The organism is Gordonia malaquae NBRC 108250 (assembly GCF_000344135.1).
In the GTDB taxonomy this organism is placed as follows: domain Bacteria; phylum Actinomycetota; class Actinomycetes; order Mycobacteriales; family Mycobacteriaceae; genus Gordonia; species Gordonia malaquae.
The window spans coordinates 1-16,408 of sequence record NZ_BAOP01000051.1 but is presented as its reverse complement, the minus strand read 5'-3'; the positions used below and the strand labels follow the sequence as shown (position 1 = coordinate 16,408).

The window sequence follows — 16,408 nt, the reverse complement described above, 5'->3', positions numbered from 1 at the left end:
GCCGGCCGCTGAAGGCGATCGCGATGCGCTGAGCTCAGTCCTCGAGAGTGTGCGTGAACCAGTTCTGCGCTACTGCCGGGGACGGATGGGTGCCGGTGAACGGCACTTGTTCTCCGCTGACGATGTGGCTCAGGAGGTGTTGATGGCTGTGATGACCGCGTTGCCCCGGTACCAAGACCAGGGTCGCCCGTTCATGGCATTCGTCTACGGCATCGCCTCCCACAAGGTTGCGGACGCGATGCGATCGGCCTCCCGCATCAAAGCCGATCCAGTCGACGAGCTCCCCGAGACCGTCGACTTCGCCAACGGCCCCGAACAGTCCGCACTCGAAGCGGACGCAGGTCGCCAGATGCGACTGCTTCTCGAGCATCTGCCCGAGAAGCAGCGAGAGATCCTGGTCCTCCGACTCGTCGTCGGACTGTCCGCGGAGGAGACGGCCGACATGGTCGACTCCAGCCCGGGCGCCGTCCGAGTCGCACAGCACCGTGCGCTCTCGAAACTCAAGAAACTAGTGAATCAGGGAGGTGGGCGTCGATGAGCAACTGGCGAGAACCGCGTGATGCTGATTCCGGCCCCATCGATGTCGGAGCGGTCGGCCGCGACGACACATTCATCGACGATCTCGCGGCGGGACGGCCCACGCCGGTCGCCGACGACGTCGAATACGACCTTGCCGTGATGATCACGGCGTGGCGGTCGGACGCGCTGAGTGCGCCGATCCCCGCCGAACCGACCCTCGCGCAGATCGACGACGCCATGAAGGTTCGGGAAGGCCGCGGCTCCCTGTCGCGTCGCCTCCGGATCGTCTCCGGTGCTGCCGCGATCATGGCAGTCCTGGGCGCAGGCCTCATGGTGCTGTCCGAAGGCGCCGAGCCCGGAGATCCGCTGTGGGCCGTCAAGCAGGTCGTGTTCTCCGAGCAGGCCGAGCAGACGCAGGCCAGGGTGAACGTCGAAGACAATCTGCGCGCCGCCGAAGCCGCATTCCGCGCCGGTGACGAGGACAAGGCTCGCGAGCTGATCAGCAAGGCGGAGTCGGATCTCGGTCCGGTCAACGACAAGGACATGGCGTCGAAGCTCCGTGACCAGATCAACGACCTCCGGGTGAGTGTCCCGAATCTGCCGACGGTGACGGTGCAGACGAGCCCGTCCGATCGCCCCGATGAGCCGTCCGACACCACGAATCCGGGGGAGCCGTCCGACACCGACGATCCGGATTCGCCGTCGACCAGCCCGACGAAGCCGCCGACGTCGTCAAGCAAGCCGTCGTCGTCGACGAGCCCGTCCAAGCCGCCGACTCGAACGAGCGTGCCGTCGTTCACCTTCACGATCCCGATCCCGATCGGCTGACACCGCACAGAACCCCGGGGGTTCGAAGATGAGGCCACCGCGCTCCGAGCGCGGTGGCTTCATTCGTTCGGTTCTGGACTCACTGACCCTTGAGCGGACGTGTCCCGCTGCTCCTTGAGCGCCTTTCGTCTCGCAAGCTCGCTCAAGACCTGCGAAGCGAGCGCCGTCCTGAGCGAAGTCGAAGGGTCGAAAGGTCAGATACGCGGTTCGTTGTACCGGAACACCGCGTCGGCGTAGCCGCGGCAGTAATCCCACGTGACGTAATCCTCGGGATGGGGGTCGACGGCGGGTTCATGCGGTCGGACGGTCCCGTCGACCAGGAGCTGCTTCAGGTTGGCGCGGAGCATGTCCCAGTCGTGGTAGTGGTCATCGTTGCAGTCTTCGCACACCACAACCAGCCCGAGCACGCCGCGCGGCGCCAGCAGACGTTCGTACACGTCGAGGTCCGCGAGGTCCTCTTCGACGGCGAGACGTTCGCCGTCGTCCAACGGGATGCCCGGATCGAGTCCCTCGAGCGCCGCTGCTGGGTCGCTCGGGTCGTCGGCGAAGGGGTCCGGCGGAAGTCCGGGGAATTGGTCATGCACACCTCCACCGTAGCCGATTGCCGGGCGGAAACTCGCCTGCGTCGGATACTCGGTACGATGGGGAAATGACGCAAGTTCGCACTGGTGGAGATGATCCCGGCAAAGTCGCAATGCTCGGTCTGACTTTCGATGACGTCCTGCTGCTTCCGGCGGCGTCTGAGGTGGTCCCTAATGCGGTCGACACGTCGTCGCAGCTGACCCGCGAGATCACTCTTCGTGTGCCGCTGGTCTCCTCGGCGATGGACACCGTCACCGAGGCGCGGATGGCGATCGCGATGGCCCGCGCAGGCGGCATGGGCGTGCTGCACCGCAACCTGTCGGTGGAGGCTCAGGCCGGAGCTGTCGAGACCGTCAAGCGGTCAGAGGCCGGCATGGTGACCAACCCGGTCACGGCGCTGCCGACCGACACTCTCGCCGAGGTGGACGCCAAGTGTGCGCGCTACCGCATCTCGGGTCTCCCGGTGGTGAACGAGTCGGGCGATCTCGTAGGCATCATCACCAATCGTGACATGCGATTCGAGGTGGATCAGCAGCGCGCCGTCGCCGACGTCATGACGAAGTCGCCGCTGATCACCGCGCAGGAAGGTGTGTCCGCCGAGGCTGCACTCGGCCTGCTGCGTCGACACAAGATCGAGAAGCTTCCGATCGTCGACGGCAACGGCAAGCTCACCGGCCTGATCACGGTCAAGGACTTCGTCAAGACCGAACAGCATCCCGACGCCACCAAGGACGCGGACGGTCGTCTGCTCGTCGGTGCGGCCGTAGGTGCGGGCGATGAGGCGTGGACTCGCGCGATGGCTCTTGCCGACGCCGGCGTCGACGTGCTCGTCGTCGACAGCGCGCACGGCCATTCGCGCGGTGTGCTCGACATGATCGGCAAGCTCAAGGCGGAGATCGGCGGCCGTGTGCAGCTGATCGGCGGCAACGTCGCCACCCGCGGCGGTGCGCAGGCCCTCATCGAGGCCGGCGCAGACGCCGTCAAGGTCGGTGTCGGCCCGGGCTCGATCTGCACCACACGTGTGGTCGCCGGCGTCGGTGCACCGCAGATCACCGCGATCCTCGAAGCGTGCGCCGTGGCCAAGGCCGCCGGTGTCCCGGTGATCGCCGACGGTGGACTCCAGTACTCGGGCGACGTCGCGAAGGCGCTCGCCGCCGGTGCGTCGACCGCGATGCTCGGTTCGCTTCTCGCCGGAACGGCTGAGTCGCCGGGTGAGCTGATCCTCGTGAACGGCAAGCAGTTCAAGAGCTACCGCGGCATGGGTTCGCTCGGCGCGATGCAGGGACGCGGCCAGGGCAAGTCGTACTCCAAGGACCGCTACTTCCAGGACGACGTCCTCGCCGAGGACAAGCTCGTCCCCGAGGGCATCGAAGGACGAGTCCCGTTCCGCGGTCCGCTCAACCAGGTGATCCACCAGCTGACCGGCGGACTCCGTGCGGCGATGGGCTACACCGGTTCGCACACGATCGCCGAGCTGCAGGAAGCTCAGTTCGTGCAGATCACCGCGGCCGGGCTCAAGGAGTCGCACCCGCACGACATCACCCTCACGGCCGAAGCGCCGAACTACACCACCCGCTGATCAGCGGTTTCACCCTCAAGAAAGGGCGCAACGTTGCGTGACCTCGTCGAGTTCGGCATGGGCCGGACGGCTCGTCGGACGTACGAACTGGAAGACATCTCGATCGTCCCGTCCCGTCGGACGCGCTCGTCGAAGAACGTGTCGACGGCCTGGCAGATCGACGCCTACCGGTTCGGCGCGCCGATCCTGAACCATCCGACCGATGCCCTCGGCTCGCCCGAGGCAGCGATCGAGATGGGCCGGCTCGGGGCGCTCGGTGTGCTCGACGGCGAGGGCCTGTGGGCGCGCCACGAGAACGTCGAGGAGAAGATCGCCGAACTCGTCGACATCGCCGAGAACAACCCGGACCCGGCCGCAGCCGTCCGCCACCTGCAGAAGCTGCATTCTGCGCCGATCAGCAACGATCTGCTCTCGGCTGCTGTCCGTCGGGTCCGCGACGCCGGTGTCACCACCGCCGTCCGTGTCAGCCCGCAGCACGCCGCTGAACTGGCGCCGACGGTCATCGCCGCCGGTGCCGAGATCCTCGTGGTGCACGGCACGATCATCTCGGCCGAGCACGTCGTCCTCGTCGATCGGGGCGACGACGAACTCGTCGCCGAGCCGCTCAACCTGAAGACGTTCATCTCCGACCTCGACATCCCGGTGATCGCGGGCGGCGTCCACGATCACCGCACCGCGCTGCACCTCATGCGGACCGGGGCCGCCGGTGTCATCGTCGGCTACGGCTCCGCCGAAGGCGCGACGACGACCGGCGAGGTGCTCGGTATCGGCGTCCCGATGGCGACGGCCATCGCCGACGCAGCCGCAGCACGTCGCGACTACCTCGACGAGACCGGCGGACGCTACGTCCACGTGATCGCCGACGGCGACATCCACACCTCGGGCGACCTCGCGAAGGCCATCGCCTGCGGTGCGGACGCCGCAGTACTCGGCACTCCGCTCGCCGCTGCGTCGTCGGCGCCGGGCAAGGGCTGGTACTGGCCGTCGGCCGCCGCTCATCCGGTGACCCCGCGCGGTGCGCTGCTGCAGGTGGCCGAGGAGTCGGAGCGTTCCTCGCTCGACGTTGTCCTCAATGGGCCGTCGGACGACCCGGACGGTCTCCTCAACTTCGTCGGCGGACTCCGTCGCTCGATGGCGAAGGCCGGCTACTCCGACCTCAAGGAGTTCCAGAAGGTCGGACTCTCCGTCCGCGCCTGACTTTCACGCTGTATCCGAAGACGCTTCGACTCGCTTCGCTCGCTCAACGAGCAGGAGAGAGTCGAAGCGTCTTTCTCGTTGCGGAGGACCCGCGTCGAAGCGACTTTCGCCGATACCGATCAATTTTGGGGGCGTCAGTGGTCTATACCTATGAACTCACACCGACCACAGGAGACCACCATGTCGTTCCAGGCGTACCTTGACGCAGTCGAGACCAAGACCGGACTCACCCCGCGGCAGCTCGTCGAGAAGGCCACCGAGCAGGGGTTCGGCCCCGGAACCAAGGCCGGCCCGATCCTCGAATGGTTGAAGAACGACTACCAGCTCGGTCGCGGCCACGGGATGGCGATCGTCCACGTGATCACCAAGGGGCCGTCGATCAGTGCCAAGCACGTGGGGACCACCGGTGCGCACAGCGACGCGTCGGACACTCTGTGGCTCGACGGCGCCGCATCCAACCCCCTCGGGTAAGGCTCGGCTTACTATCGGGAATGTCACAATGATCATTAGTATGTTCGCTTATGCAGCAGACTGACTTCGACGTCCTCATCATCGGCTCGGGTTTCGGCGGCAGCGTGAGCGCGTTGCGCCTGGTTGAGAAGGGCTACCGGGTCGGCGTGATCGAAGCCGGTCGGCGTTTCGAGGATGATCAGTTCGCGAAGACCAGCTGGCGGCTCAACAAGTTCGTGTGGGCGCCGAAGTTCGGTCTGATGGGCATCCAGCGTGTGCACGTCCTCAAGGACGTGATGATCCTGGCCGGTGCCGGCGTCGGTGGTGGTTCGCTCAACTACGCGAACACGCTGTACAAGCCGCCGACCCCGTTCTTCACCGATCCGCAGTGGAACCACATCACCGATTGGGAAGCGGAGCTCACCCCGCATTACGAGCAGGCGCGTCGGATGCTCGGTGTGGTCACCAACCCGACGGTCACGAACTCCGACTTGGTGATGAAGGAGATCGCCGAGGAGATGGGCGCGGCCGACACGTTCACGTCCACCCCGGTGGGTGTGTTCTTCGGCGCCAAGACCGGCGGTCAGGGTGCACCGGGGGAGAAGGTCGCCGATCCCTACTTCGGCGGCGCAGGGCCCGAGCGCACCGCCTGCACCGAGTGTGGTGCGTGCATGACCGGTTGCCGGGTCGGCGCGAAGAACACACTGCTCAAGAACTACCTGGGCCTGGCTGAGCGCAACGGTGCGACGATCGTCGACCGGACCACCGTCGACCGTCTGGAGCAGCGCTCGGACGGGTCGTGGATCGTGTCGACGCACGGGTCGTCGTCGTGGGGTCCGTTCGGTGCGCGTCGTCGTCAGTTCACTGCCGGACAGGTGATCGTCGCTGCGGGCACGTTCAACACGCAGAAGATCATGCACAAGGCCAAGGGCTCGACGCTGCCGAAGGTGTCGGACTCGATGGGTGTTCTGACGCGCACCAACTCCGAGGCGATCCTCGGCGCGCAGGCACGTTCGGTCGATCCGGCGAGCAACTTCTCGGAGGGTGTGGCGATCACGTCGTCGTTCCACCCGACGTCGAACACGCATATCGAGCCGGTCCGTTACGGCAAGGGCAGCAACGCGATGGGGCTCCTGCAGACCGCGCTCACCGACGGCGGCAGCATCGCGAACCGCTTCGGTCAGCTGCTGAAGCAGATCGCGAAGAACCCATTCCTGCTGGTCCGTCTGCTGATGGTCCGCAAGTGGAGTGAGCGCACCGTCATCGCACTGGTGATGCAGAACAACAACAACTCGCTGACGACGTTTGTGCGCAAGCGCGGCCCGTTCAAGTACATCACCACCAAGCAGGGCATCGGCGAGCCGAACCCGACGTGGATCCCCGAAGGCAACGAGGCGACGCGCCGGATGGCCGACAAGATGAAGGGCGGCATCGCAGGCGGCACGTGGGGCGACATCGCGAACATGCCGATGACCGCGCACTACCTCGGCGGCTGCGTGATCTCCGACGACCCGGCCAACGGTGTCATCGACCCGTACCACCGCGTGTGGAACTACCCGACGCTGCACATCACCGACGGCGCGGCGATCACCGCGAACCTCGGTGTGAACCCGTCGCTGTCGATCTCGGCGCAGGCCGAGCGTGCGATCTCGTTGTGGCCCAACAAGGGTGAGGCAGACACGCGCCCTGAGCAGGGCGCCGCGTACGAGCGTCTGGCACCCGTCGCGCCGCAGAGCCCGGTTGTCCCGGCGAGCGCACCCGGCGCGCTGCGTCTGTCGATCACGCCCGTCTCGAAGGACTAGTGTCGGTCGCTATGAGCGACTGGCGGGAAGACCGCGTCCAGCACATCCGCGACCTGATCAACCGCGCCGAGCCCGACATCGTCGAGGAGATCAAGTGGGTGAAGCCGTCCAATCCGGGCGGCGTCCCCACCTTCTCGATCGACGGTCTCGTGTGCACTGTCGAGACGTACAAAGACAAGGTGAAGGTGACGTTCGCCAAGGGCGCGTCGCTCCCTGATCCCGCCAAGGTGTTCAACGCCAGCCTCGACGCAGGCACCCGCCGCGCCGTCGACACCCGCGAAGCCGACGTCCTCAACGACGACGCCTTCGCCGACCTCATCCGCGCCGCCGTCTCGCTGAATCGTTCGTAGGCCGGGCCTCGGGATCCTCGATCGCGGTCAGGCTGCGGTGAATGTGAACGTGAGGCGTTCACCGCACGCGCGGGCGATGCGGTCGAGGAGTTCGATCGTCGGCGTGACGCCGCTGTCTTCGATGTCCTCGACGAAGTCGACGGGCTCACCGATGCGTTCAGCAAGGTCGGCAAGGGTGAGGCCTGCGCGAGTGCGTGCATCGTAGGTGACCTGGGCCAAGTGGCCTTGGAGCTCGATGTTCTTCGTTCGGGCGTCCGACTCTGCACGTTCGTCCGCTGTCATCTCTGCCCGGAACGCTGCTTCGCGGGTGTCATAGTCGATCATCGGTGTTCGCCCTCCTGGAAGCGTGTGAGTGCGCCTTGCGCTCGGCGAACCTCGTTTCGTTCATTATTGCGCTGTTTGCGGAAACGCGTAAGGGCGACGATCCGGACCTCAAGGTTGGCCTGATTGTCGGAGGCTGCCGCCATAATCGGTCACCATGGACGAGTTTGTTGACGGTGTTGTGCTCTGGGCCGATCACTGCGGGACTTCCGCGGACCTTGATCGGCTGGACCTTCCCGGTGGACAGCGCTTTTCGCGAGACACGATGTACGGAGCTCGTGACTTCTGGATCGCCGAGCCAGGCGCGCCGGCAGATCCAGCGTTGTGGGCGCGCGCCCTGGTCGCGTTCTCGACCAGTGGATATTGGCCATTGCTTGTGCCCGACGACGTGGTGCCGGACGATATTGGCGGTCAGGAATGGTTCAGCAACGATTGGGGACCTGCAGGGAAGGCTGATCCGGCGTACCTGGCGCATGGAGCGGACGGACCCTTCTCGGTCATCGACGAGCCGTTTCTGGCGGAGTGGGAGGCTACGCACACCAAATGGCGTCGCTGGGACAGCGACGCCGGTGGGAAACTCGTCTCGGAGCAAGACTTTCTGACGGAGTTTCTGACTGGTGCTCTTGATGTCGTGCCGTCGCACTTCCATCACGCATCTCCACAGGCGACACGCAGCCGACTAGAGCCGGTGTCGATGCTGCTCTCGATGCCGCAGTCGAGAATCGTCCTAGTGCCAACAACTGATCCGTCGATGGTTCCCATGGTGCTGGACTGGGGGATCGCCAATGAAGAGCTCTCGCCGGGACGGTTTGCATCGGCCCTGCGGTCCTGGCATCGGAGGTTCGGTGTGGTCTTGACCTCGATGCAGTGGAGCTTCACGCACCTTCAATGCCCGGCGCCGCCGACGTCCGATCTCGCGCTCGATCGGCTTGCGTTGGAGTTGGCCGTCTGGGCGACAGACTCGTTCTGGCAGGGCGGCATCACTGCCCGCGACGGTCGGGTCAAGTTTCCACGCGCCGTTGTCAGCGAGCCTGAGTGGACAATCTGGTGGGACTGACCGAGTCACAGGGCATCGTCTGCATTCCGGAGCTCGGTCTGGCGTGGAGGGAGGCCGTGCTCAGTCGAGCCCGCGGGCCGCGAGGGTGTCGGCGAAGCCGTCGGCAGTCTGCAGCGTCGCGAGAATCACCGGCGCGAAGAGGATGCGCGGGCCCGGGCGGAGGCCACGGGCACGCCGGGCCTCGTCCACCTGCGTGAACACCTCCGCGATCAACGGGATGCTGCGGATCGTCAACGCGAAGGCCATCGCGACCAGGTCGACGCGGACGCCGACGCGAGCGAGCGGCGACATCGCGCGCATCAGTGCGTCGAGGATGTCCGCGGTGCGTGTTGTCAGTGTGACCACGGCTGCGAGGGACGCAGACGCGAGAAGGATCGAGCACACGACGACCGCCCGCCGCCAATCGGTGATGATCAGCTGGAACACGAACAGCGCGGCCAGCATCCAGACCACGCCGCGGACCTGCATCCACACGACTTTCAGCGGAACCCACGCGACGACGAACATCGCCGTCGAGACCCCGATCGCGATCCCGGCGGCGACTGGCGTTCGGACCACAAACGTCATCACGATGATCGACGCCGCCAACAACAGGAACTTAAGCCCCGCCTGTAGGCGATGAAGCACCGATCGCCCGGGAACGTAGACGCCGATCACAGCGCGGCCTCGACTGGCGTTTCGTGTGGCTTCAGACTGCTGCTCGCGGAGCGAGTCGAAGCGCCTGTCATCGCGACATCGACTTCCGGTAGAACGAGAGCGCTGCGGCGGGTTCGTCGTCGGCCACGACCTGTCCGTCGTCGATCACGAGGATGCGGTCGTAGTCGGTGAGGATGTCGAGGTCGTGCGAGAGTACGATCAGCTGTTCGTCGAGCCCGGCGAACACGTCGCGCAGCATGAGCGTGTTCCGGAGGTCGAGCATCGTCGTCGGTTCGTCGGCGACGAGGATCGACGGCCCGAGCACCATGACCGATGCCAGGGCGAGGAGTTGTTTCTGTCCGCCGGAGAGTTGGTGCGCAGGCTGGTCGGCGTGGCCGTCCAGCCCGAAGTCGGTGAGCACCTGCAGCGCCTTGGTGTGGCGGACCGCCTTGTCTTTGACGCTACGAGACAGGGACAGTTCGATGTCTTCGACGACGGTCGGCATGATGATCTGCCGGTCGGGGTCGCTGAAGATGAATCCCACGTCGCGTCGGACCTGCCGCTTGTTCTTGCGAACGTCGCGGCCGTTGACCGTGACTGTGCCGCTGTCGGGGAGGATCAGCCCGTTGATCATGCGAGCCAACGTCGACTTGCCGGAGCCGTTGGCGCCGACGATGCCGATCCGACGCTGCGTCAGGTTGAGATCGATGCCGCGGAGGACGCGCCGGTCGCCGAACGAATGCTCGACGCCGTCGAAGACGATCGACGTGTCAGGCATTCTTTGTACGGCGTAGGGGAGTGATCAGTCCGGGGCGACCCCGGTGGACCGGTGCCGCGACGAGCGCAGCGATTGTTGCCTTGATGGCGTCGCCGGCGAGGAATGGTCCGTTGGTCTTGATTGCTGCGAGCAGGGACATGTCGGTCTTGAGGAGCAGGCCGATGATCCCGAACGCGTACACGACCAGCACGCCGCCGACGATGTTGAACACGATGCCCGCGAACACGTTGTATCGCGGCATGAGGTACGCCGTGAGCAGTCCGATCACCAGGACTCCGGGCAGGAATCCGATGAAGTAGCCCGCCGTCGGTGAGCTGAGTGCGACGAGCCCGGTGCGTCCGCCGGACAGGATCGGGAGTCCGGCGATGGCGAGGATCATGAAGATGAACACCGCGAGGGTGCCCTTCTTCGGTCCGAGCACCGCGCCCGCGAGCATGACTCCCAGCGACTGCAGGGTGATCGGCACGCCCGATGCGAGGTTGATCTGGCCGGGAAGGCCGAGGACGGCGATCAGCGCAGCGAAGACGGCGGCCTGTGCGAGGTCGGGCATCGAGAGTGCCCAGGGGCGGGAGGCGGGAGCCTTGGAGAGGTCGGTCACAGACTTATCGTATTCGGGTGGCCTCGCCGTCCAACTACCGGGCCTGTACGTCGTACAGGATGGGGGCGCGGTCGTGTCGTTCCCCGGGACTGCTGGTACGTGCCGCGACAGACACAACTGAGTCCGAGTTGGCTGTGCGTGGATTCACGGAATCTGCGTGGCTGGGTCCGATTGGTGTCGCTTGATGTACACGTATCGGAGGCTCACGCTCACGCATTGGATTGCGATCGTGACGGCCAGAATCCCGACGATCCATACGGCTGACCCGTACAGGATGTTTGCGACGAGTAGCCCAGTGATGACTGCCATGGCGGCCAGCGATGTCCAGATGCCGCGCATCGGGTTGTTCGGTTTCGAGCCGTTTCGGGTTGTCATGCGGCGAGGGTAGCGCCGACCTCCGACAATCTTGCGGGTCCTCCCATTGTGAGCTGTGATCCGATTTGGGCGCCCGTGCACCATCCAGCGGACTGCTCCGTCCGCCACTTGTGACCACATGCGCGACACAACTGGCGGACAGGATCTGCTGCCGCTATCGGCCGGGTGACGCCTCGGAGAACTCCGATCTCACGTCGGCGAGCCGACGGCCGTCGTCGATCGCCCAGAAGTACCAGCCGTTGGTCGCCGTGTTGCGGAAGTGCCGGCTCGCTCCGGACGGAGAGGTGTAGATCTTTCCGCCGACGTCGATGCCACCGCGGACGATCGTCGCAGTGACTCCGACGTGATCACGATGTGTCGCGCGGAGGACGTCGCCCTCTGCGATGAGGCCGGCCTCGACGAGATGCTTCACCTGAACCCAGTCCTGGGCCTTCGTCTGCGGGTCGGCGACGTGTCCCTTGTGCCCGTCAGGAACTGGCCAGACACGGAGGATCGTCGAGATCATCTCGTCGGTGCGTTGGTCGATGAGCTCTTCGGACCACTCATTGTCTTGCGTCAACTCGATGAGGCGGCCGGTGAGCTTGATGGTGTTGTGCTTGAGCAGCGCATCGCGCTTGGTGGACCATGGTCCGTTCGACACTTTGCTGTTGAGCGAGGTGGTGAGGAGCGTGAGATTGCCGAGACGGTGGACGTGTTCCTGGCGTGCGGGTTCGTCGTCCTCGGGAACCGGCCAGGTGTCGCGCCATTTCTGCGGAAGGATGTGTTCGATCGGGAGGCCGTTGCGTTCGATCTGCGGCTGATTCGTCTCTGCGCGGTAGTCGTTCTCGATCGCTTCCAAGATCGCGCGCAACCTCGCTCGCGGGAACCGCCGGTACGCGAGTTCGGTGGCGAGTGATCCTCGGATCTCGTCGTCGCCCGGCCAGTACGTACTGGTCACCTTGAGTCGAGCAAGATGACTCGTCACTCGCTGTACGAGCTCGTCGGGCGGGGTAGTCATGTGGATGTTGATCACGTCGGCGATCACACGGCCAAGGTCCGAACTCGTCAGCCGCAGGAGCTGCCGGCGCTGAATCCAACTCTCGAACACGCTGATCACACCATCGATCACGTGGGACGGCCTGTTCTGAGTCGGATCGTGCAGCCAGATGAGTACCGGTTTCAGGATCTCCGACGAGTTCGCGGCCATCCGATACACGGCCATTGTTGTGGGGTCGAGCGATCCCTCGGGGGTCGACGCTCGTGTCGTCCACTGTTCGTAGAGATCGGCCTGCTTCTTGATGACGGGCAGCAGGTCGACGACGCGCATTGTCGGATCGTGTTCGACGTACGCCTTGAAACGCGTGAACGTCGATTGTGGGCTGATCTCCTCGCCGAGGCGTGCTGTGAGCCACTGGTTGAGGAACAGGGAGCTGCGGCTGACGAAGTGGCGACCCACGCTCACCTCTTTGGCCCAGAATTTCGTCTCGAACGGCCAGACGTCGTCGTATGTTCGCTTCGCGTCGCCGCCCTCTGCCTCTATGCGTTGAAAGACGAAGTTGCGTACGAGGTCAGCGGCAGTGAGGGGAGTGCCGCGTGCGTTGAGGGTCTCGAAGATCTCCTGAGAGTTCTCGGCGGCCGTCAGCTCGATGGTGACCAGCTGCAGCTGGGACTGCAGAACCGTGGCGAGTGCTTCGGCGCGATCGGCGAACTCGTCTGTGTCCGCTTCTCCGAGCCAGACGGTGATCGCCGATGAGAAGTAGCGATGGGCCTTCACAATCTGCGAGTCGGCGTCGGTCACAGCGGTGTAGTCGACAGGCGGTTCGGCATCCATCACCTCGTCGAACGCTGCGCGGTCGGCGTTCAGGTGCCGAAGTTTCAGCCTGCTCGCGCCCTCAGGTACATAGTCCGCGGAGTTGTGTGTAAGGGATTCGAGACGCCGCGCATAGCGGTCGGTTCCCGGTCGCATCAGCACAGCGCTCGCCGCGTCCATCATGATCTGCAGAGTGGTGAGCCGCTGCTGGCCGTCGATGACGTTCCACGTCGGCATAGTGTCGATCCGAGCCTCATCTGCCTGCAGAACAACAGCGCCGAGGAAGTGCGCGACGTCGCGCGACGGATCGCTGATCCGGAGTTCGGCGACGCGCCGGACGTCCTTCCACAGCGGCTCCCACTGCTCGTCTTCCTTCCACACGTATGCACGCTGGAACAGCGGAATCACGAAATGCTGCGGCTGATTGAACAGCTGCTGCGGGGTGCGCTTATGGGTCTCCACGTCGGACATATTGCCATGTGGCTACGACACTTCCGACGTGTTGTGGAGGGCACATGGAACCCGCGCGACGCTGACGGATCACCGGATCATGGACCGACCGAACTCTGGGGACAATCTCTGCAGGCGCAGCTAGAGGGATTGGGTACCGGTGAGCCGTTGCGTGTCGATGACGTGCTTGCGCCACGCGATCAGCAGATTGACCGCCTGCAGCGCGACGCAGAATCCGATGAGCAGTTTGAACACGACGGAGGTGTCTGTGGCGAACGATCCGATGAGGACTGCGACTGTGGCGAGTGTTAGGACGATCGGGGACAGGAGCTTCTTCATGGGCGCACTGCATCAGGTGGCTACGACAATTCGGAACGAGTCGAGGCGACGGCACCTCTCGCTGGGCGAACAAAGCCGGCCTTTGTTCGCCTGCCGAGAGTTTTTCAAAGAGGGGTTCACCCGAGTGCAGCGACGTCGACGACTGCGAGTTCTTCCGACCGCAGCACCGAATCGATCGCCGCGATCGTGCCGTCGGCCCCGAACGTGACGTCCATGACGAGGTACAGCGATCCGAGGGTGCCGGACGGGTGTGGCACCATGACGCCGATCCGGCCGTCGACGAGAACGGTCACCGCAGTCTTCGCCCGGAACATGAATGCTTCGGCGATGGCGGGTGCGCCGCTGACGAGTTCGAGCGGCTTGTCGTCGGTGTACGTGCGGAAGACCGCGTCGGGGTCGAGGAGTTCAACGAGGGCGGTGAAGTCGCCGTCGCGCGAGGCAGCGAGGAACGCGGTCACCGCCTTCGCGCGACGGGACTCGGCCGTCGGCGGCTGCGCGGAGACTCGCTTGCGGGCGCGACTGGCGACCTGTCGTGTCGCCGCGGGCGACTTCCCGAGAATCGACGCGACGTCGTCGAACGGCAGGCCGAAGATGTCGTGCAGCACGAACGCGACACGCTCGGCCGGATTGAGACTGTCGACGACTGCGCCCAGAGCGGACCCGAGTGCGTCGGCGAGCTGAGCCTCGTCGCCGGGGCCGGCTTGGAGGTCGACCGGCTCAACCGCGTCGATCGGTGAAGTGTCGCGTCGTGCCCGCAACATGTCGAGGCAGATGCGGGAGACGACGGTCGTGAGCCACGCCGTCGGATTGTCGATCTCGTCGTCTGCACCTGCGGTTCGCAGCCACGCCTCCTGCACGGCTTCCTCTGCGTCCGTGGGCGATCCGAGAATCCGAGTCGCCACCGAGAGCAGGCGCGGGCGGGCGGTTTCGAAGTCGTTGATCTGCATGTGTCACATCCTTGTCGGTTGATCCGTCATATGTGTGACGGAGCAAAAGCTCCGTGTGTGACACCCCGGCGACACCGCCGACCTCGATGCAAGGAGAACCACGATGAACGCTCGGATGACCAACCCCGTGATGCTGCTGCCCGGCCTGTTCAACGGCATGAACGAGATCGGCAAGGCGATCGCGGCGACGGGTCTGCCTCAGGATCTCTGCGAGATCGTCAACATGCGGGCCAGTCAGATCAACGGCTGCTCAACATGCATGGACGGGCACTGGCGGATCGCCCGCAAGCTCGGCGTCAGCGACGAGAAGCTCTTTGCGGTCGGCGCCTGGCACGACATGCCGTACTTCTCCGATGCAGAGCGCATCGCGTTGGAGATGACCGACGAGCTCACCCGCCTCGCCGACAATCCGACGGCCGTCTCCGACGATCTGTGGGACCGCGCGGCAGACGAGTTCGACGAAGCTCAGCTCGCCGCGCTCGTCGTCGCGATCGCGAACATCAACATGTACAACCGCATCAACCACGCAACCCGTCAGGTCGGGGGTTCGTGGAAGCCGTGAACTTCTCCGGATGCTCTTCGGCGAGTCGCATCGTTGTGTGAACGGTCTTCCGGAGCGCGATCGTCGCCTGCCGTTGACGCTCCCTGCCTGCGGTGATCGCCGCGCCGTGAGTTGGGCAGTTCTCTGTCTCGTTCCATTTCGCTTTGCACGCGATGTGCACGTCGAGCCACTCTCGTTCGTGGCGCCGGATCTCGTCGAGTTCCTTGTCAAAAACAAACGTGTGCGGTCGGAGTCCTTGAGATCGAACGAAGGCGAGGGCCTCGGCTGCCTTGGAGGCATCTTGCGACCATGCTCGGGCCTCGCCGAGATTCACCTTCGCAGTCTCGGGGTCGGAACCGAGCTCGTCCAACGCGCCGGCACTCCACGCCCGGTCCTGTTCCACTGCGAGGCCTGCCGCCCGGGCCAACGACTCGGGGTCGTTTCCGAAGAGGAACGCTCGTTCGGCGACAGTCACCGGCTCGTCGAGGGTCTCCAAGTGAAGGAGGCACAACTGGCCGATGCTCAAACCGTGAATCAGACGAGTGCCTGACGATTGGTGTTCCGCCGGGCGGTCGGCATCCGACTGTGAGGAACCCGAACGAGTGTTCATGACCGGCACCGTAGCGCCGACCTGCGACAGATTCGGTGGTAGACACAACTGCCCGGTTTGCACTCGATCGCACCGGGTTCGACCGACCACGAGGAGCGATAGTGAAACACGCACTGGCCCTGGATGATCTGCGATGGGAGACGCTGACGCATCGCGCAGGTGTCGGTCCGACGGACGAGATCGACATCGCCGCCGAACTCACGGCACTCCTCGCGGATCCGACTGATGACGAGCGCATCCAGGATGTCTGGGCGTACCTGGCGTCGGAGGGATCGACGTGGGATTCCGCTTACGCTGCTCTTCCGTACCTGGTCGAGATCATTGCGCGACGGGCCCCAGCGGACCGCGGCGAACTGCTCAGTGCCGTCGGGATCATCCTCACGGGAGGGTCTGACGACGACGTGCCCGCGGACCTCGAGGACGGCTACCGCGCGTCCCTCGCTGCGGTGTACCCCTTGCTCGGCGAAGCGATCCCGTTCATCACGCCGACTGACCTGCCGTGGGTTCTCGGCACTATCGCGGCTCTTCGCGGAAACCGGGAGCTCGCGGAGGTGCTTCAGGAACCTGAGTCTCTCGAGGCGACGTGTGACGAATGTGGTGCCGACGTTCACGTCGAGGTGCCAGGGTTGTCGTGAGTTGAGTCTGGAGCCGCAAATGCCC

20 protein-coding genes are annotated in these 16,408 nt (G+C 64.9%); 10 read left to right on the top strand and 10 right to left on the bottom strand.

Annotation, left to right across the window (positions count from 1 at the left end):
* Together GM1_RS20360 and GM1_RS20355 are read left to right on the top strand one after the other, a co-directional pair.
* Positions 1–538 (top strand): sigma-70 family RNA polymerase sigma factor (locus GM1_RS20360; RefSeq protein ID WP_040520870.1); only part of this gene is annotated, 538 nt, incomplete at its 5' end.
* Entirely contained in the window at positions 535–1,347 is an 813-nt protein-coding gene (locus GM1_RS20355; RefSeq protein ID WP_008382076.1) for an anti-sigma-D factor RsdA, read from the top strand. The genes GM1_RS20360 and GM1_RS20355, both read left to right, overlap by 4 nt.
* Positions 1,348–1,541: 194 nt before the next feature.
* Here GM1_RS20355 and GM1_RS20350 read toward each other — a convergent pair whose 3' ends face one another.
* The gene (locus GM1_RS20350) at positions 1,542–1,931 is read right to left on the bottom strand and encodes a DUF5319 domain-containing protein (protein WP_008382075.1); all 390 of its coding nucleotides are present in this window, start codon (positions 1,929–1,931) and stop codon (positions 1,542–1,544) included.
* Between the two features lie 65 nt (positions 1,932–1,996).
* Here GM1_RS20350 and guaB point away from each other — a divergent pair, with 65 nt between their 5' ends.
* From guaB to GM1_RS20325, 5 genes are all read left to right on the top strand, one after another.
* Positions 1,997–3,508, top strand: coding sequence for an IMP dehydrogenase (gene guaB / locus GM1_RS20345; protein WP_008382074.1), 1,512 nt, complete (start codon positions 1,997–1,999; stop codon positions 3,506–3,508).
* A gap of 33 nt (positions 3,509–3,541) precedes the next feature.
* Positions 3,542–4,705, top strand: a complete 1,164-nt coding sequence (locus GM1_RS20340; protein ID WP_008382073.1) for a GuaB3 family IMP dehydrogenase-related protein — start codon at positions 3,542–3,544, stop codon at positions 4,703–4,705.
* A 180-nt stretch (positions 4,706–4,885) separates the two neighbouring features.
* Entirely contained in the window at positions 4,886–5,176 is a 291-nt protein-coding gene (locus GM1_RS20335; protein WP_008382072.1) for a DUF4287 domain-containing protein, read from the top strand.
* Positions 5,177–5,226: 50 nt separating this feature from the next.
* Positions 5,227–6,957 carry a GMC family oxidoreductase gene (locus GM1_RS20330; protein ID WP_008382071.1) on the top strand — a complete coding sequence of 577 codons (1,731 nt, stop codon included), beginning with the start codon at positions 5,227–5,229 and terminating at the stop codon, positions 6,955–6,957.
* 11 nt (positions 6,958–6,968) lie between these two features.
* Positions 6,969–7,307 carry a DUF1801 domain-containing protein gene (locus tag GM1_RS20325; protein ID WP_040520867.1) on the top strand — a complete coding sequence of 113 codons (339 nt, stop codon included), beginning with the start codon at positions 6,969–6,971 and terminating at the stop codon, positions 7,305–7,307.
* A gap of 27 nt (positions 7,308–7,334) precedes the next feature.
* On the opposite strand, the gene GM1_RS20320 is transcribed toward GM1_RS20325, so the two are convergent.
* Entirely contained in the window at positions 7,335–7,631 is a 297-nt protein-coding gene (locus tag GM1_RS20320; protein WP_008382069.1) for a helix-turn-helix domain-containing protein, read from the bottom strand.
* A gap of 178 nt (positions 7,632–7,809) precedes the next feature.
* On the opposite strand from GM1_RS20320, the gene GM1_RS20315 reads away from it, so the two are divergent.
* Entirely contained in the window at positions 7,810–8,685 is an 876-nt protein-coding gene (locus GM1_RS20315) for a DUF4253 domain-containing protein (RefSeq protein ID WP_157436237.1), read from the top strand.
* A 60-nt stretch (positions 8,686–8,745) separates the two neighbouring features.
* Here GM1_RS20315 and GM1_RS20310 read toward each other — a convergent pair whose 3' ends face one another.
* From GM1_RS20310 to GM1_RS20280, 7 genes are all read right to left on the bottom strand, one after another.
* Positions 8,746–9,342, bottom strand: coding sequence for an energy-coupling factor transporter transmembrane component T family protein (locus GM1_RS20310; RefSeq protein WP_008382066.1), 597 nt, complete (start codon positions 9,340–9,342; stop codon positions 8,746–8,748).
* 67 nt (positions 9,343–9,409) lie between these two features.
* The gene (locus tag GM1_RS20305) at positions 9,410–10,099 is read right to left on the bottom strand and encodes an energy-coupling factor ABC transporter ATP-binding protein (RefSeq protein WP_008382064.1); all 690 of its coding nucleotides are present in this window, start codon (positions 10,097–10,099) and stop codon (positions 9,410–9,412) included.
* Positions 10,092–10,649 carry a biotin transporter BioY gene (locus GM1_RS20300; RefSeq protein WP_081604346.1) on the bottom strand — a complete coding sequence of 186 codons (558 nt, stop codon included), beginning with the start codon at positions 10,647–10,649 and terminating at the stop codon, positions 10,092–10,094. The genes GM1_RS20305 and GM1_RS20300 overlap by 8 nt, the downstream gene beginning before the upstream one ends.
* A 192-nt stretch (positions 10,650–10,841) precedes the next feature.
* A complete protein-coding gene (locus GM1_RS22545; RefSeq protein WP_157436235.1) occupies positions 10,842–11,072 on the bottom strand; it encodes a hypothetical protein in 231 nt (76 codons plus the stop codon).
* Between the two features lie 154 nt (positions 11,073–11,226).
* Positions 11,227–13,332: a GmrSD restriction endonuclease domain-containing protein gene (locus GM1_RS20290; protein WP_008382059.1), complete on the bottom strand. Its 2,106-nt coding sequence runs from the start codon at positions 13,330–13,332 to the stop codon at positions 11,227–11,229.
* 120 nt (positions 13,333–13,452) lie between these two features.
* Positions 13,453–13,650 carry a hypothetical protein gene (locus GM1_RS20285; RefSeq protein ID WP_008382057.1) on the bottom strand — a complete coding sequence of 66 codons (198 nt, stop codon included), beginning with the start codon at positions 13,648–13,650 and terminating at the stop codon, positions 13,453–13,455.
* A gap of 116 nt (positions 13,651–13,766) precedes the next feature.
* Positions 13,767–14,597, bottom strand: coding sequence for a sigma-70 family RNA polymerase sigma factor (locus GM1_RS20280; RefSeq protein WP_008382056.1), 831 nt, complete (start codon positions 14,595–14,597; stop codon positions 13,767–13,769).
* A gap of 115 nt (positions 14,598–14,712) precedes the next feature.
* Between GM1_RS20280 and GM1_RS20275 the strand changes: the two genes are divergently transcribed.
* Positions 14,713–15,159, top strand: coding sequence for a carboxymuconolactone decarboxylase family protein (locus GM1_RS20275; RefSeq protein WP_244874793.1), 447 nt, complete (start codon positions 14,713–14,715; stop codon positions 15,157–15,159).
* Here the strand turns inward: GM1_RS20275 and GM1_RS20270 are convergent.
* Positions 15,116–15,748 (bottom strand): hypothetical protein, encoded by a 633-nt coding sequence (locus GM1_RS20270; protein ID WP_008382052.1) that lies wholly within the window; start codon positions 15,746–15,748, stop codon positions 15,116–15,118. The two genes, GM1_RS20275 and GM1_RS20270, sit on opposite strands and share 44 nt — an antisense overlap.
* 101 nt (positions 15,749–15,849) lie before the next feature.
* Here GM1_RS20270 and GM1_RS20265 point away from each other — a divergent pair, with 101 nt between their 5' ends.
* On the top strand, positions 15,850–16,383 hold the full coding sequence (locus tag GM1_RS20265; RefSeq protein ID WP_008382051.1) for a hypothetical protein: 534 nt from the start codon (positions 15,850–15,852) through the stop codon (positions 16,381–16,383).
* Positions 16,384–16,408: the final 25 nt, after the last annotated feature.

What these genes read in the sequence shown, in the direction of transcription:
- GM1_RS20355 (WP_008382076.1), top strand. Translation starts at nt 535, where the DNA reads ATGAGCAACTGGCGAGAACCGCGTGATGCTGATTCCGGCCCCATCGAT.
- guaB (WP_008382074.1), top strand. Translation starts at nt 1,997, where the DNA reads ATGACGCAAGTTCGCACTGGTGGAGATGATCCCGGCAAAGTCGCAATG.
- GM1_RS20335 (WP_008382072.1), top strand. Translation starts at nt 4,886, where the DNA reads ATGTCGTTCCAGGCGTACCTTGACGCAGTCGAGACCAAGACCGGACTC.
- GM1_RS20330 (WP_008382071.1), top strand. Translation starts at nt 5,227, where the DNA reads ATGCAGCAGACTGACTTCGACGTCCTCATCATCGGCTCGGGTTTCGGC.
- GM1_RS20325 (WP_040520867.1), top strand. Translation starts at nt 6,969, where the DNA reads ATGAGCGACTGGCGGGAAGACCGCGTCCAGCACATCCGCGACCTGATC.
- GM1_RS20320 (WP_008382069.1), bottom strand. Translation starts at nt 7,631, where the DNA reads ATGATCGACTATGACACCCGCGAAGCAGCGTTCCGGGCAGAGATGACA.
- GM1_RS20305 (WP_008382064.1), bottom strand. Translation starts at nt 10,099, where the DNA reads ATGCCTGACACGTCGATCGTCTTCGACGGCGTCGAGCATTCGTTCGGC.
- GM1_RS20300 (WP_081604346.1), bottom strand. Translation starts at nt 10,649, where the DNA reads ATGCCCGACCTCGCACAGGCCGCCGTCTTCGCTGCGCTGATCGCCGTC.
- GM1_RS22545 (WP_157436235.1), bottom strand. Translation starts at nt 11,072, where the DNA reads ATGACAACCCGAAACGGCTCGAAACCGAACAACCCGATGCGCGGCATC.
- GM1_RS20290 (WP_008382059.1), bottom strand. Translation starts at nt 13,332, where the DNA reads ATGTCCGACGTGGAGACCCATAAGCGCACCCCGCAGCAGCTGTTCAAT.
- GM1_RS20285 (WP_008382057.1), bottom strand. Translation starts at nt 13,650, where the DNA reads ATGAAGAAGCTCCTGTCCCCGATCGTCCTAACACTCGCCACAGTCGCA.
- GM1_RS20280 (WP_008382056.1), bottom strand. Translation starts at nt 14,597, where the DNA reads ATGCAGATCAACGACTTCGAAACCGCCCGCCCGCGCCTGCTCTCGGTG.
- GM1_RS20275 (WP_244874793.1), top strand. Translation starts at nt 14,713, where the DNA reads ATGACCAACCCCGTGATGCTGCTGCCCGGCCTGTTCAACGGCATGAAC.
- GM1_RS20270 (WP_008382052.1), bottom strand. Translation starts at nt 15,748, where the DNA reads ATGAACACTCGTTCGGGTTCCTCACAGTCGGATGCCGACCGCCCGGCG.